Origin of the sequence: Actinopolyspora lacussalsi subsp. righensis (genome assembly GCF_900116555.1) — a bacterium.
GTDB classification, from domain to species: Bacteria; Actinomycetota; Actinomycetes; order Mycobacteriales; family Pseudonocardiaceae; genus Actinopolyspora; species Actinopolyspora lacussalsi.
The window spans coordinates 296,918-311,472 of the sequence record NZ_FPAT01000003.1 but is presented as its reverse complement, the minus strand read 5'-3'; the positions used below and the strand labels follow the sequence as shown (position 1 = coordinate 311,472).

At 68.7% G+C, this 14,555-nt stretch carries 12 protein-coding genes; 6 read left to right on the top strand and 6 right to left on the bottom strand.

Annotation, left to right across the window (positions count from 1 at the left end; genetic code table 11):
• Positions 1–214: 214 nt before the first annotated feature.
• On the top strand, positions 215–1,402 hold the full coding sequence (locus tag BM394_RS07560) for an acetyl-CoA C-acetyltransferase (RefSeq protein WP_342752653.1): 1,188 nt from the start codon (positions 215–217) through the stop codon (positions 1,400–1,402).
• 89 nt (positions 1,403–1,491) lie between these two features.
• Positions 1,492–2,328: a hypothetical protein gene (locus tag BM394_RS07555; RefSeq protein WP_092975838.1), complete on the top strand. Its 837-nt coding sequence runs from the start codon at positions 1,492–1,494 to the stop codon at positions 2,326–2,328.
• Positions 2,329–2,566: 238 nt separating this feature from the next.
• Here BM394_RS07555 and BM394_RS07550 read toward each other — a convergent pair whose 3' ends face one another.
• Positions 2,567–3,913, bottom strand: coding sequence for a DNA polymerase IV (locus BM394_RS07550; protein WP_092975835.1), 1,347 nt, complete (start codon positions 3,911–3,913; stop codon positions 2,567–2,569).
• A gap of 113 nt (positions 3,914–4,026) precedes the next feature.
• Here BM394_RS07550 and BM394_RS07545 point away from each other — a divergent pair, with 113 nt between their 5' ends.
• Positions 4,027–4,386, top strand: coding sequence for a DUF3817 domain-containing protein (locus BM394_RS07545; RefSeq protein WP_175530004.1), 360 nt, complete (start codon positions 4,027–4,029; stop codon positions 4,384–4,386).
• Positions 4,387–4,613: 227 nt separating this feature from the next.
• On the opposite strand, the gene BM394_RS07540 is transcribed toward BM394_RS07545, so the two are convergent.
• On the bottom strand, positions 4,614–5,114 hold the full coding sequence (locus BM394_RS07540) for a MarR family winged helix-turn-helix transcriptional regulator (protein ID WP_092924405.1): 501 nt from the start codon (positions 5,112–5,114) through the stop codon (positions 4,614–4,616).
• Positions 5,115–5,285: 171 nt separating this feature from the next.
• Between BM394_RS07540 and BM394_RS07535 the strand changes: the two genes are divergently transcribed.
• Positions 5,286–5,591 carry an MTH1187 family thiamine-binding protein gene (locus BM394_RS07535; protein WP_092923835.1) on the top strand — a complete coding sequence of 102 codons (306 nt, stop codon included), beginning with the start codon at positions 5,286–5,288 and terminating at the stop codon, positions 5,589–5,591.
• 341 nt (positions 5,592–5,932) lie between these two features.
• Here BM394_RS07535 and BM394_RS07530 read toward each other — a convergent pair whose 3' ends face one another.
• Entirely contained in the window at positions 5,933–6,190 is a 258-nt protein-coding gene (locus tag BM394_RS07530) for a hypothetical protein (protein WP_342752522.1), read from the bottom strand.
• 365 nt (positions 6,191–6,555) lie between these two features.
• On the opposite strand from BM394_RS07530, the gene BM394_RS07525 reads away from it, so the two are divergent.
• Complete coding sequence (locus BM394_RS07525) at positions 6,556–7,467, top strand: tetratricopeptide repeat protein (RefSeq protein ID WP_092975832.1); 912 nt, start codon at positions 6,556–6,558, stop codon at positions 7,465–7,467.
• A gap of 135 nt (positions 7,468–7,602) precedes the next feature.
• On the opposite strand, the gene BM394_RS07520 is transcribed toward BM394_RS07525, so the two are convergent.
• On the bottom strand, positions 7,603–9,063 hold the full coding sequence (locus BM394_RS07520) for a neutral zinc metallopeptidase (RefSeq protein ID WP_092975829.1): 1,461 nt from the start codon (positions 9,061–9,063) through the stop codon (positions 7,603–7,605).
• 180 nt (positions 9,064–9,243) lie between these two features.
• Complete coding sequence (locus tag BM394_RS07515; RefSeq protein WP_092975825.1) at positions 9,244–10,527, bottom strand: neutral zinc metallopeptidase; 1,284 nt, start codon at positions 10,525–10,527, stop codon at positions 9,244–9,246.
• A 206-nt stretch (positions 10,528–10,733) separates the two neighbouring features.
• Here BM394_RS07515 and glgP point away from each other — a divergent pair, with 206 nt between their 5' ends.
• A complete protein-coding gene (glgP, locus tag BM394_RS07510; RefSeq protein ID WP_092975822.1) occupies positions 10,734–13,295 on the top strand; it encodes an alpha-glucan family phosphorylase in 2,562 nt (853 codons plus the stop codon).
• A gap of 65 nt (positions 13,296–13,360) precedes the next feature.
• On the opposite strand, the gene BM394_RS07505 is transcribed toward glgP, so the two are convergent.
• Positions 13,361–14,524 (bottom strand): hypothetical protein, encoded by a 1,164-nt coding sequence (locus BM394_RS07505; RefSeq protein WP_245780037.1) that lies wholly within the window; start codon positions 14,522–14,524, stop codon positions 13,361–13,363.
• Positions 14,525–14,555: the final 31 nt, after the last annotated feature.

The window sequence follows — 14,555 nt, the reverse complement described above, 5'->3', positions numbered from 1 at the left end:
ACCCTAACCCGCCGGTGCGGCACGGTGGAAACGTCACAGCGGTGTGCTTCGTCTCACAGCGGGTCGTGCGGTTCCGTGCAGGTATGGTTCCGCCGGTCGGCACGGTTCATCATGGTGGCCGGACGGGGGACAACCGTGGTCGACCGCCCGACCGATGTCGACCCGGCGGACCGTTCGTTACCCAAGACTTCCCTACACCGCATCGGAGGCAGCCGTGGAAAGTTCCGTGATCGTAGCCGGGGCCCGTACCCCCATGGGCAGGCTGTTGGGCTCGCTGAAGGACTTCTCCGGCGCCCAGCTCGGTGGGATCGCCATAGCCGAGGCGCTGCGCCGTTCCGGGGTCGCTCCGGAGCAGGTCGAGTACACGATCATGGGGCAGGTGCTCACGGCAGGTGCCGGACAGATCCCGGCCAGGCAGGCGGCCGTGGCGGCGGGCATCGGCATGGACGTTCCCGCGTTGACCGTCAACAAGGTCTGTCTCTCCGGGCTGGACGCGATCGCGTTGGCCGATCAGCAGATCCGTGCCGGTGAGTTCGACGTCGTCGTGGCGGGCGGGCAGGAATCCATGACGCGGGCGCCGCACCTGCTGGGTGATTCGCGGGAGGGTTTCAAGTACGGCGACGTGCGGATGCTCGACCACATGGCCCATGACGGGCTGTTCTGCTCGTTCGACCAGGTCGCGATGGGGGCCTCCACCGAGAAGCACAACGGTCGTTACGGGTTGACCCGTGCCCGGCAGGACGAGTTCGCCGCACGGTCGCACCAGCGGGCCGCGGCAGCCGCCGAACGCGGTGTGTTCGCGGAGGAGATCGCGCCGGTGACAGTGCCGCGCCGCAAGGGCGACCCGGTGATCGTCGACAGCGACGAGGGAATCCGCGGTGACACCACGGCGGAGGGCCTCGGCAAACTGCGCCCCGCCTTCGACCCGGACGGCACGATCACGGCAGGGACGGCTTCGCAGATCTCGGACGGGGCCGCGGCCGTGGTGGTGATGCGCAAGTCCAAAGCCGAGGAGCTGGGGCTCGACTGGCTCGTCGAGATCGGCAGGCACGGCGTGGTCTCTGGGCCGGACGCCAGTCTGCACGAGCAGCCCTCCAACGCGATCAACCGGGCCTGCCACCGTGCGGGAGTGGCACCGACCGACCTCGACCTGGTCGAGATCAACGAGGCGTTCGCCGCCGTGGGGATCGTTTCCACCGAGGTGCTGGGGATCGACGAGGAAAAGGTCAACGTCAACGGAGGAGCGATCGCGCTCGGGCATCCCATCGGCATGTCGGGAGCGCGACTCGCGTTGCACCTGGCCCTCGAGCTCGATCGGCGAGGGGGCGGCGACGGTGTCGCCGCGCTGTGCGGCGGTGGCGGACAGGGTGACGCCCTGCTGCTGCACGCGCCGCGTAGCTGATCGGACGTGATCGGGTTCACGCGACCGTCGGTGCGTTCCAGCGGCGGTCCGTGACACCTGAACACCGCTGGTGAGGATATTCTGGCGCCATGAAGTGGCTACCCGGGGGATGGCAACGCGCCGATCGTGTGGATCCGGAGGGAAAGACGGCCCCACGCCGTACGGTTCCACAGCAGGAAACGGTCGTGGAACGTCGCAACGTCCCGCCGGGGGAGCCCACTCCGCCGTCCGCCCCCGGGAGCACCAGGCAGGACGCCTATCCGTCCACCCGGGTGCAGCGACGAGCGGGTGGTGACCCGACCAGCGCGGGCCCGGAACGTGCGGGCGGTCGGGCCGTGTTGCTCGGCGAGCACGCCCGTGACATCGACGTCAGCGCCGCGGCCTTCCGCAATCTCGCGGTCGGCGGTGGTATCAGCGGTTTCCTGACCGTGTTGTGCGCGGCGGCGCTGGTCGATTCCCCCGGAGGGGTGTGGCTGTGGATCTGGCAGCTCGTGTTCGGGGTCTGTTTCGTCTGGTTCATCACCTCGGCCAAGGGGTCGTTGAGCGGTCGCGGGTTCCTGGTGGACCAGCGCGGCATCTGCCCCCGCACCAGTGGTGAGGTGTTCGCGGTGCCCTGGGACGAGGTAGCGGCTGCCGGGATCGGTTCGCTGCGCCCGATCGAGAACCGCAGGCTGGTGCACCCCGAGCGTCGGCGTTGTCTGGAACTGTTCCCCGCGGATTCCGCGTTTCCCGGCAGGCATCCCGAGCTGGAGCGCTGGCGGGTCGAGGAGACCCCGCCCATGCAGGGACTTCCCTCGGTGCGTTACCGATTCCACCTGCCGGTGCTGAGCAGGCTTCCCAAGCGGTTGGAGCAGGCCGTGCAGGCCGCCGCGCCGCGCGTCTGGGTGGGGAACTACCGCAGGCGGCCCCCGACACCCGAAACCTGACTCCGTTCACAACGTCACCGGTCGGTCTGCGTGACGGTGCTGGTGGCGGCTGCGAGAGTGGCAGGGGTTCGGCACCGGCAGCACCGAATCCGCGTCGATTTCTCGCGAAATCGCCGAAGCCGGAACGATCATCGAAGCGCCGCGGTGAGCGCAGCGGAGCACGGGGTTCGGCGTACGGGGTTCGGCGCACGGGGGAACCGGACCCGGCCCCCCGGCGCGCCGGTCGGCGGCAGAGCGGTCAGGCCGGTTCACCGCTTCCGCCGAGACTGTCGAGCGGGTCCGCTGTCACCAGTTCGTGATCCCCGCTGTCGAAGGTACGCATCCTCCCGGGGCCGGTGATGGACGTCTCGAACCGCACGCTCACGCGTCCGTGGCCGCAACCCTGCACCCAGCCGTGACCCCAGCTGGGGTGGCTCACATCGTCGCCCTGGCGCCACTGCCGTCCCTCGGCGGTGGCGGGGGGCGTGGGTGAGCGGGGTGGTGGTTCCGAGGAGGCGGGTGGGCGTTCGCTCTCGTCGGTCTCGGGAACCCGGAACAGGGTGGCCTGTTCGGCGACGGTCAGTCCCGAGTACGAGACCCCGACCAGTCGCACGGGCACGCCGGGACTGACCGCGATTCCGGCCAACCGTCGCGCGGCCGCCACCAGTTCCTCGCGTTCGGTGGTGGCCGAGGACAGCGTTTCGGAGCGGCTGATGGTGCTGAAGTCGGCGTCGCGCACCTTCAGGGTGATGGTGCGTGCCGCGCGTTCGGAGGCCACCAGCCGTCGATGGGCGGCTTCGGCCATGCCGACTATCTCCTCCGCCAGCACGGCCGGCTCCGTGTGGTCGGTGTCGAAGGTCGTCTCGGCACTGACCTGTTTGGCCTCGGCTCGTTCGGTCACGGCCCGCTCGTCGATGCCGTGCGCCAGTTCGTGCAGTTCGGTGCCGTGCGCCTGCCCCAGCAACGAGGTCACGTCGCCGAGTTTCAACGCCGCGAGTTCACCGATCGTCTGCACCCCGATACGGCGCAGTTTGGATTCACCGATGGGGCCGATGCCCCACAGGCGGCGTACCGGCAGCTCGGCCAACAGCTCCCGCTCCTCGTCGGGGGGAACAACCATCGAGCCGTCCGGTTTCGCCATTCCCGAGGCGATCTTGGCCAGTTGCTTGCCCGATCCCGCCCCGACGGAGGCGGGCACTCCGACCTCGGTGGCCACCCGGGCACGGAGGGCTTCCGCGAACTCCGCCACGACTTCCGGAGCGGACCCGGTCAACTCGATCGGCTCCAGGAACGCCTCGTCGATCGAAACCTGCTCGAACCGCTCGGAAAGCTGCCTGACTATCGTGAAGACACGCTCGCTCACCTCCCGGTAGAGCCGGAAACGCGGCGGCAGCACCACCGCGGTGCGGCACCGGCGTCTGGCCTCCGACATGGGCATGGCGGAGCGAGCTCCGTACTTCCTCGCCGGATAGCTGGCTCCCGCCACGGTGCCGCGCGGCCCCGTTCCACCGACTAGCACGGCCCGTTCGCGCAGCGTTGGGCGGGTGAGCTGTTCCACGGACGCGTAGAAAGCGTCCATGTCCAAGTGCAGCACCCAACGAGTCATGCCTTCATTGAACGAAATTCCACCGACAACGACCAGTCCGGTGCGCCCGTGTCGTACCCACACCGGTGCATACCGGACATCGGAGCGGGCGGCTCCCACGATATGGTGAGATCGTGCTCAGGACTGGTGTCGGATGGTTCCGACTGATCGCGGTCGCCGAGGCCGTCTCGTGGGCCGGGTTGCTGCTCGCGATGGTGCTCAAGTACGGGTTCGGCTTTCCCGAGGCCGTGACCGTCACGGGATGGATTCACGGTCTGGTGTTCACCGCTTACGTAGTCGTCAGCCTGGTGATGTACGGGCCGCTGCGATGGAGTTTCCGGGTGCTGGTGCTCGCCCTGATCGCTTCGGTCCCGCCGTTCGGATCGGTGGTTTTCGAGCGCTGGGCGCTGCGACGCGGACTGCTCACCACACCGGAACCGTTGGGTCCCACGTCGTTGTCGAGGCTGGTCGGCGCGTTGCGTGCGTTGAACTGACCGGGGCGTGACGTGCGTGGCCGTTTCCGGTCGCGGAACGGTGGGTCGCCGCACGGCGGCTTCGGCCCGCGGTGTTCCGGCCCCTCGTGGGGGCGAACAGCCGGGAGCTGTGACACGGCTCCGGGGTTGCCGGGACCGTGCCCACTCGATGACTCCGCATCGGGGAGTGGGAATCGCCGGGTGGTTCCGCTCGACGAGCTTCGGACGACCGAGCCGGAGGAATCCGGTCAGAAGTCCCCGGAAGCCTGTCTGACCTTGCCGAGCAGCTCGGTGAGCTGCTGTGTCTGTCGTTCGGTGATGCCCGAGAGTCCGAAGTCGATGTCGGTGACCGATTCCGTGGCCTTGTCCGTCACCGTGCGGCCGTGTTCGGTAATCTCCACCAGCGTCGTACGTCGATCGGTCGGATGGGGGACGCGTCGCACCAGTTCGTCGGCTTCCAGCCGATCGACGATGTTGGTGACACTGGTCGGGTGCAGTTGCAGCCGGTCCCCCATGACACGCATCGGAAGGCTTCCCTGCCGGGAGAATGACAGCAGCACGAGCGCCTCGTAGCGGGCGAAAGTCAGGTTGTGCGGCCGCAGTGCCGAGTCGACCGCCGACTGCAGGATTTGCTGGACCCGCATGATGCTGGTCACCGCGGCCATCGTCGACGAAGGACCGATACGTTGCGACCAGGTCTCGGCCGCGCGAGCTATGGGATCGAAAGGCAGCGGTTGGCGGGGGCTCATGGCATTCGACGCTAGCAGCGTGCTGTTGCACGAACGGGCGATGTGGGGTGTTCGCCGCAGCCGTGGTCGGCGCGTGTCCGACACGTGCGCCAGGCGGTGCCGGTAGGTTCGTCGCGGTACCGCTCCGCGAAGCCCGATGGAAACGAGACTTCGTAGTCAGGAGAAACACACATGTTGGTCGCATTCAGCGTGGCCCCCTCCGGAGCGGGGGACTCCGACAGCGTGAGTGCCGCTGTCGCGGAGGCGGTGCGGATCGTGCGCGACTCCGGGTTACCGCACGAGACGAACGCCATGTTCACCACCGTTGAAGGCGAGTGGGAGGAGGTGATGGACGTGGTTCGGCGTGCCACCGAGGCCGTGTCGTCCAGGGCACCCCGCACGAGTCTGGTGATCAAGGCCGACATCCGGCCGGGTCACACCGACCAACTCCGGGAGAAGGTCGAGCGCGTCGAGCAGCGGCTCGAAGGCGGCAGCTGAGAGTCGATCCCGATGGTTCGGCCGAGCGGGGCGGGCGACCAAAAGCCGGACAGCCAAAGCCGGACAGCCAAAAAGCCGGGTAGCCGACTATCGGACGATCAGAACCGGCCATCGGCACGCGCGCCGCGGGGACGCGCGTGCCGTGTGAAGTGTCCGCCGCGACGGGGTGCGAATCCCCGTCGTTCGTGGCGTCCCGGGTCCGTGAGGACGCCGACCGCATCCGTGGTTCACCGGATGCGAGGCGGATTCACCCGCCGCGGCGGACAACCAACTCACGGGGCGGCCTCGGAACGTTCCCGGATCGGGACGCTCCTCGTGCCGCCCAGCGGAGCTCCGTCAGCTCACTTGGACAGCGGGTGGTCGACCACCGGGGCGTTGACGCACTGGGAGTTCTGGGCCGTCAGCAGGTTGAGGGTGACACCGATGACGGCGCTGATGTTGTTGTTGCAGGCCTGGATCGGCACCGCGCTGATGTTGTTGTCGTCCACCGCGTTGATGCCGTCGTTGTCCTTGGTGTCGGCGAACGCGACCGTGCCCATGGTCATCATGCCCAGGGTGGCGACGCCTGCTGCACCGGCAACACGGGTTGCAATACGCACTGTCTGATACCTCTCGTCGAACTTGTGGGTAGGGAAAAATCCCGATCGAGTCCCTACGGAGTTGCGGGGCACCGCATGGTGCGGCGCCTCTCGCGGACTCGTGAGTGGGTTTCGACGCTGTCCCGTTCGAAGATTAGAGATTTTCGTCAGATCCCCCTGATCGAGTGAGCAAAGCTAACTCGTTCGAGAGATAAAATGCCTGCTCGAACGCATTCTGTGATCGATTTCGGGCTCTTCACCTTGCCGGGCCGGGGTGTCGGGGTGTGCACCGCCTGCTACTGGAGACGTGGCACGATGGGGGTGTGACACGGCCTGATCCACGCCAGAATTCCGAAGCAGCGCAGAGCTCGGCGGCCGCCGCCTCCATGGCAGGGGCGGTCGACCTGTCGGGGTTGAAGAACCGGGCCGACGCCCAGGCCAAGTCCGCGTCCGCGGGCTCGGGCGCCGGTGGTGACTCCGGTGGGGGAGGCGCTTCGGTCGTCGAGGTCACCGAGGCCAATTTCCAGGCCGAGGTGGTCGACCGGTCGATGCAGGTGCCGGTCGTGGTCGACCTGTGGGCGACCTGGTGCCAGCCGTGCAAGCAGCTTTCCCCGATTCTGGAAAAGCTCGCCGACGAGGGTGGCGGTTCCTGGGTACTGGCCACCATCGATGTGGACAACAACCAGCGGATCGCGCAGCTGTTCGGTGTCCAGTCGATCCCCACGGTGATCGCCATCGCGGGTGGGCAGCCGGTCGAGGCGTTCCAGGGCGTGCAGCCGGAGGAACAGATCCGGCAGTGGATCAGTTCCATCCTGGACTCGCAGCGCGATCAGCTTCCCGGTATCAGTGCCGCCGAGCAGGGCGCGGGCGCGGCCGAGGAGGAGCAGGAGGACTCCCGGTTCACCGCGGCCGAGCAGGCGCTGGAACGCGGTGAGTACGCGGCCGCCGAACAGGCGTATCAGTCGATCCTCGACGCGGAGCCGGACAACGAGCAGGCCAAGGCCGCACTCGCACAGGTCCGGTTCACCGCCCGTGCCGAGAGCGCCGATCCCGGCGCGATCGAGCGTGCCGAGAGCGCACCCGAGGATGTCGAGGCACAGCTCGCCGCCGCCGATGCCGAACTGGCGCAACAGCGCGTGGAGGATGCCTTCAACCGGCTGATCGGTACGGTCCGGCGCACTTCGGGTGCGGACCGCGATCGTGTTCGCGAGGAGCTGCTGGAGATGTTCGGCCTGTTCCCGGAAGGCGATCAGCGAGTCGCCGACGCGCGGCGCTCGTTGGCCAACGCGCTTTTCTGAGCCACGCGAGAGACGACACCCCGCGAGAGCCGCGGGGTGCCTCGACCGAGGTGCCCGGTTCTTCCGCCCCTGGAACGAGTTCGGCGGCAGGCGCCACCGGACTCGTTCCAGGGGGATGAGACGAGCACTCGCCGGTCAGGTGCCGTACTCGGAAGCGCAGGGGCTCATCCCCTGTTGGAATCCGATGCGGAACGCCTCGACCCGGGGAAAGCCTGCGGGGGCCTGACTACCGGCCATGTCCGCTGCGATCAGACTGTCCTCACCCAGCAGCGCCGCCACGCCCTCGTCGACGTCGCCAGGGGCGATTCGCAGCTTGCCGACCGGATTGCGTTGCCCGATCGGGTCCTCCACGAGCAGGCCGCTCCACGCGCCCACCAGACAAGCGGTACGCAGCCCCGCCCCGTCACCACGCAGCGACAACCCCGCCGATTCCTGCACGGCCAAGGTGTAGCGGGAGGCCAGCTGGGCGTAGGCGGCGAAGTCCCCGTAGCCCGAGGTGCGTTCGCCGTTCGTGGGTGGTTGGGCGATCTCCCGCAGCCCGTCCAGCCGGACCGAGACGGTGTTGGTCTCCACGCAGTACGAAACGGGCTCGGTGCCGTCGGCATCGCCGCAGGAGCGGGGACCGATGATCACCCTGGGGGGAGCGAACCCGGTCTCGCTGAAGACCTTCCGCAGGCTCCGCTCCACGGCTCGGATGTTGTCCGCTTCCACCGGAAGATCCGACTCCTGCTTGTCCTTCCAGAAGTGGAACTGGGTGGTTCGTTCCGTGACCGACTTCTCGGTTATCTCGGCACACCGGCTCGGACCGTCGCTGAAGCCGTACTGAAACGCCGAAACACGGTCGAAGGCGGTGCCGTGAGCCCGGGGATCCGCGAAGCCGGTCCGCCCCGGTGCGTCCCGGATGTAGCTGAGTACTCCCATGACGGTGTTGAGCCCGTTACCGGTCGACACGCGGATGTGTGGTGCCGAGCCCTCCGCAGCGTGCCGGAAGAACGCCCCTGCGAAGCAGTCCGCCTGTTGTTCGCTGACCAGCGTCGGTGTGTCCTCGTCCACGAGGCCCGCCCGGTGTTGTACCGCGTGCCCGATCTCGTGCGCCAGCACGGTTACCGGGGCGATCTGCCCGAACGTGCCGCGCAGCTTCGGCAGCAGTACCCCGCGGTCCCAGGCGATCGTGTCGCTTCGCGGGCAGTAGAAGGCGTTCGCCAACCCGGCCAGCCGCTGTCCGCAGACGCGCCTGTCGGTGTTCCGGGAATCGTACGAGACCAGCCGTGTGATCGGGCGGAACGCGGTGCCGTCGAAAGTGTCCGGATAGGCCGTTTTCCAGTACTCCCGCACGTCGGCGACAGTGTCGACCGCGAGGGTGTCTATCTCACCCCCGGTGCTCCCGACCACCGGCAACTTCACGTCCGCCGCACCAGGCTTGCGGCCACTCGGGCCGTCACTGGCGGGCAGTCCGGCCACCGTGTCGACCTCCGGTTCGTCGTTGGCGGTCGGAATTCCGTCGATCGGACGGGAACACCCCGTCACCAACAAGCACAGTGCGACGGCGGTCGCCGAGCCTGCCAGCAGGCGCCGCGTCGTCGAGCTTCGTCCCACTGACGTGCCCCATCCTCGAAATCGCTCGGGTCCTGTCCCTCCACCTCGGCTCGGCAGAGCGCCACGCGCAGCGTAGCGAATGAACCATCCCCGACACTTCCCCAGGCGCACCCGCCCGAGAACCAAGTGAATCCCGGAGGTCCGCACGACTCGACGTGTTGTTCCGCGCGGGGTGGCACTCTACGAACAGGACTTCGCGGTACCGCTCACCCCGGCCCGGAACGCCCGCAACTCCTCGAAGCCACTGGCCGTGCTCGTGCCGAACACCTCCCGGCGTGCCGCGTCACCGGCGAGCACGGCGCGGATCGCCTCGTTCAGGTCCGAGCCGGAGGCACGATCGGTGTCGCGTACCAGGTGACCCGTGTAGGCACCCGTGAGACACGCGGCACGGATTCCCCGCCGTTCCGGCGTCCCGGAAGCCGTCCCCCGTGCGGCGGCGGTGGCGAACGCGCCGATCAGGGACGTTTCGGCGGCCTGGTCACCGAGCTCGTAGATCGAACGTCGTAGTCGTTCGCGGTTGACCGCGAGCACGTTCCCGCCGCATTCGGTGAGGATGGCGGCCCCCGCGCAGCCGGCCGCCCCCGGTTCCAGCAGTTTCGGTGGATCCCACCGACCGCCCCGCCGTTCCACCAGCTCGTCGAAGAACTGTCGGGCCGGGGGAACTCGGTCGCGTAGCAGCGTCGTCACGTCGCGGTTGCCCCGCGAGCCGCCTCCGGTCGACCACTCACCGCTGAACTCGCGCCCGCTGGTGCACGTTCGCGGACCGTTCGTGTAACCGTCCTGGAACGCGCCCGTGCGCTCGTAGGCGGTGCCGTGCGCGTCGGCGACGCGTCGGGCCGCCGGATCCGCGAAGTTGATCAGTGCTCGCAGCGCGGCGTCCAGTTCGGCCGAGTCCATTCGCAGCCGTCGCGAGTCACCGTCGACGACCCACCGCACATAGCTGCCCGCGTAGCAGTCCGCGGTGGTCTCGATCCGCAGCGGGCTCCGCTCGCCGGACGCGGGTTCGCCGTCGAGCCGATGCGCCACCGCGTGCCCGATCTCGTGCGCCAGCACCAGCACCACGGCCGACTGGCCGTAGTGGTCCCGCAGCACCGGCAGCATCGCCGCGCGATCCCACGCGATCGCGTCCACGGAGGCGCAGTAGTAGGCATTGCCGGTCAGCTCCGCCACGTCGGCCGAACACGGCGGTGGTGTGGCGTTCTCGTCGGTGGTGTCCACCGAGAAGAAGCCGCCGTCCAGATCGTGCCAGTCCCGTCCGAACACTCGGCGGAACTCGCCCTCCCAGTAGTCCTGCGCGTCGGTGACCACCGTCGCCGCCAGTTCGTCCACGGCGGAGGAATCGGTCCCGAACACGAACGAGGGAGCCACGGCGTGACGGAGGACACCCGGATCGGAGGTGGGTGCGCTTCGGATCGCGGTGCAACCGCTCAGCACCGCGAGCAGCACCACCGGCAGCAGCGACACGACCCGGCACCGCGCCTTCCGAACGGATCTCCCCGGAGGGGGGCGGCTCCGCCCCGTCGTCGAGGTCCGCGAGTCCGGTTCGGCACGATTCGCTCGGGGAACGCGGTCGCGGCGGGGTCTCGTGGGCACGTACACCAGGTTCGCATGCCGGGTTTCGCGCGTGGGTGGTTCGGGCCTCGTGTCCCGGCGAGATACCCTGCGCGTCCGTGAGAGCCGTTCGTCGCTTCACCGTCAGCGCGCACCTGCCGGATTCCCTACAGGCCCTGGGCCGACTTGCCATCAACCTGCGCTGGAGTTGGCATCCGCCCACTCAGGATCTTTTCGCCTCCGTCGAACCGGACGTGTGGACGGAGGTCGGTGGTGATCCGCTCCGGCTGCTGGCCGAGGTCCCCGCGGAGCGGTTGGACAGGTTGGCAGCGGACGAGGACTTCCTCGCCCGCTGCCGCGCGGTCGACGACGATCTGCGTCGTTATCTCACGGTGCCGCGGTGGTACCAGCAACGCCGCGACGAGGGAACGCCGTTGCCCTCGTCGATCGCGTACTTCTCGATGGAGTTCGGTCTGACCGAGGCGCTTCCCAACTACTCCGGTGGGCTCGGTGTGCTGGCCGGGGACCATCTCAAGTCCGCCTCCGACCTCGGACTTCCGCTGGTGGGAGTGGGGCTGCTCTACCGCTCCGGTTACTTCCGGCAGTCGCTTTCCCCCGAAGGGTGGCAGGTGGAGCAGTACCCGGTGCTGGATCCGCGCGGGCTGCCGCTGGAGCTGTTGACCCGCCCCTCCGGGGAGCCCGTGATGGTGCACGTCGCGGTGCCCGAGGGCAGGCTGCTGCGGGCCCGGATCTGGAAGGCCCAGGTGGGGCGCGTCCCGTTGTTGCTGCTGGACAGTGACGTCGACGACAACGAGGACGACCTGCGGGGCGTCACCGACCGGCTCTACGGCGGGGACGCCAGTCACCGGATCAGGCAGGAGATCCTCGCGGGCATCGGTGGGGTGCGCGCGGTGCGCGCCTACTGCGAGCTGACCGGCACACCCGCCCCCGAGGTGTTCCACACCAACGAGGGCCACGCCGGTTTCCTCGGGCTGGAGCGCATCAGGGAACTGCTCGCCGATCCCGGTCTCGGCTTCGACGAGGCGGTGGCCGCGGTCCGCGCCGGCACCGTGTTCACCACCCACACCCCGGTCCCCGCAGGGATCGACCGCTTCCCGATTCACCTGGTCCGGCACTACTTCGGTGACGGCTCCGCGCAGTCGTTGCTTCCCGGAGTTCCGACCGACAAGGTCGTCGAACTCGGTGCCGAGGACAAACCGGGTACTTTCAACATGGCCAACATGGGGTTGCGGTTGGCGCAGCGCGCCAACGGCGTCTCCGAACTGCACGGCGGTGTCAGCAGGCGGATGTTCAGCGGCCTGTGGCCCGGTTTCGACACCGAGGAGATCCCGATCTCCTCGGTCACCAACGGGGTGCACGGTCCCACCTGGTCGGCGCGGGAACTCGGCAAGCTGATCGGTGAGTCGGAGATGGACCAGGGGGCGGGGCTGCGTGGCATCGAGCCGGTCAGCGACTCGCTGCTGTGGGAGCTACGCAGCTCGTTGCGTGGCAGGCTCGTCGAGGAGGTGCGACGCAGGCTGCGGCATGCCTGGTTGCAGCGCGGTGCCTCCGAGCTGGAGCTGGGCTGGTGCGACTCGGTCTTCGATCCCGATGTGCTGACCATCGGGTTCGCCAGAAGAGTGCCCACCTACAAACGGCTCACCCTGATGTTGCGGGACCCCGAACGGCTGCGCGCCCTGCTGCTGGATCCGGACCGTCCCGTGCAGGTGGTGGTCGCGGGCAAGTCGCACCCCGCCGACGAGGGCGGCAAGGCCATGATCCAGCGCATCGTCCGGTTCGCCGACGATCCCGAGGTGCGCCACCGCATCGTCTTCCTGCCCGACTACGACATGTCACTGGCCAGGTACCTCTACGCCGGCTGCGACGTGTGGCTGAACAACCCGGTGCGTCCGCTGGAGGCATGCGGAACCTCCGGCATGAAGTCGGCGCTCAACGGCGGGTTGAACCTCTCGGTGCGCGACGGCTGGTGGGACGAGATGTACGACGGCCACAACGGCTGGGCCATCCCCAACGCCGACGGGGTCAGCGACCCGGAACGCAGGGACGATCTGGAGGCCAACGCGCTCTACGAGCTGATCACCGAACACGTCGCCCCGATGTTCTACGAGCGAAACAGCGACGGCCTGCCCGGTCGCTGGATGTCGATGGTGCGGCACACGCTGGCCACGCTGGGGCCCAAGGTGCACTCCTCCCGCATGGTGCGCGAGTACGTCGACAACCACTACTCGCCCGCGGTTCGTTCGGTGCAGGCCGCCACCGCGAACGACTACCGGGGAGCGAAGGAGATCGCGAGCTACCGGGAACGGTTGGACGAGGCGTGGAGCGCGGTGCGGGTCACCGACACCTACATGTCCGTTGAGGACGGTTCCACCCCGCTGCTCGGCGGCAAGATCACCGTGCGCGCGCTGGTGGAGCTCGCGGGCCTGCACGACTCCGACGTGACCGTGCAGGTCGTGGTGGGCAGAGTGGACGACTCCGACGAGCTGCGCGACTTCGTCACCACCTCGATGCGCTGTGTCGCCGACGGCGGCTACCAGGCCACCGTGACGCTGCCCCACACCGGACCCGCCGGTTACACCGTCCGGGTGTTGCCCAAGCATCGGTTGCTCTCCAGCCCCGCCGAGCTCGGCAAGGTGGTGCCCGCCGACGAGAGGTCGTGAATCACCCTCGGTCGGCCTCCGGTGTTCCTGTGTGTTCCCGCGCTGGTCGACCGCGGGAACACCGGTCAACCCACCACGTCCAGTCGTTCCCGCACCGAGCGGACCCGGGGCCACCAGTCCGCGAGGCGTTCCGCCTCGGCCAGCGTCTCGCGGGCCCGCCCGTTCTCGCCCTCGGCCATGTACGCCCTCGCCAGCGTCGCCAGGTTGTCCGCCCGGCTGGTGGTCGAGGTCGAGTACTCCGCCCCGGTCCCGCACAGCCGGACCGCCTCCGCCGGTTCGCCCTGTGACAGCGCGAGCAGCCCGAACGTTCCGCTGAGCTCGAAGGCGGGGAAACCCAGCCGGACGGAGTCGTGCAGCGCCCGCTCGGCCGTGGGCACGATGTCGGCGGCGGGAAGCTGTCCCGCCTCCGCCGCGGCCAGCCCCAGTCCGGCCAGTCCCGCGAGCATGTAGCACATCTCCCGTCGCGGCGGTTGCTGCTCGGACAGCTGTCCCAACAGCAGCATGGTGGCCGTGTCGAACTCACCGCGCGCCTCGTGCATGGTCACCCGGCAGGACAGCGCGGTGTGCGAGTCCGGCGCGATCCCGCCGAGTTCGTCCACCACGGCCTGCGCCCGATCGAGCTCACCGCGTTGCAGCAGCCTGTGTGCCTCGGCGGCGTAAGCGCCCGCGCGGAACTCCCGCGCGCGCCCCGCGTCCTGCCGGGGCAGTCCGAACAGCAGCCATCCCGTCGAGGTGCGCAGCGGCGTCCTGCCGGGGATCAGCTGGTACAGCAGCACCGCGGTCGCGGCAGGCGCGAAGCCGTCCCAGAACGGTGTCCCGAGCCCGAACCACCCCGCGGTGGCCACGGCCACCCCGAACAGCGCCGAGACGAGTCCGGCCGTCCAGCAGCGTGCGATGACCGGTTCCCGCCGTGGCCCGATGTCCGCGCTGAGCACCACGGGCAGTGTGCGAAAGGTCACTTCCACTTGCCCGGCCCGTACGGTGCCGAGTCGACGGCCCGCGCCGAACACGATGTGTCGAACCCGCAGTCCCAGGAGGAACGAGCCCAGCAGTAGTCCCGTCCGAGTGCACATGGGGAGCACGATCGTGCCGAGCAGTGCCCCGGTCACGGCCGCGAGCACACCGAGAGCGCCGTTGCCCAGGGCTGTTTCCACGGTCGTCAGTACGACCAGGGCCACCGTCGCCGCCACGAACCAGGGTTTGCCGAGTAGTCTCAACCAGGGGTGCACGGGCGAGGGATGTTACTCGTCCCCGTCGGAA

Excerpts from the sequence above, each read along its gene's own strand:
- BM394_RS07555 (WP_092975838.1), top strand. The coding sequence starts at position 1,492 with ATGAAGTGGCTACCCGGGGGATGGCAACGCGCCGATCGTGTGGATCCG.
- BM394_RS07550 (WP_092975835.1), bottom strand. The coding sequence starts at position 3,913 with ATGACTCGTTGGGTGCTGCACTTGGACATGGACGCTTTCTACGCGTCC.
- BM394_RS07540 (WP_092924405.1), bottom strand. The coding sequence starts at position 5,114 with ATGAGCCCCCGCCAACCGCTGCCTTTCGATCCCATAGCTCGCGCGGCC.
- BM394_RS07535 (WP_092923835.1), top strand. The coding sequence starts at position 5,286 with ATGTTGGTCGCATTCAGCGTGGCCCCCTCCGGAGCGGGGGACTCCGAC.
- BM394_RS07525 (WP_092975832.1), top strand. The coding sequence starts at position 6,556 with ATGGCAGGGGCGGTCGACCTGTCGGGGTTGAAGAACCGGGCCGACGCC.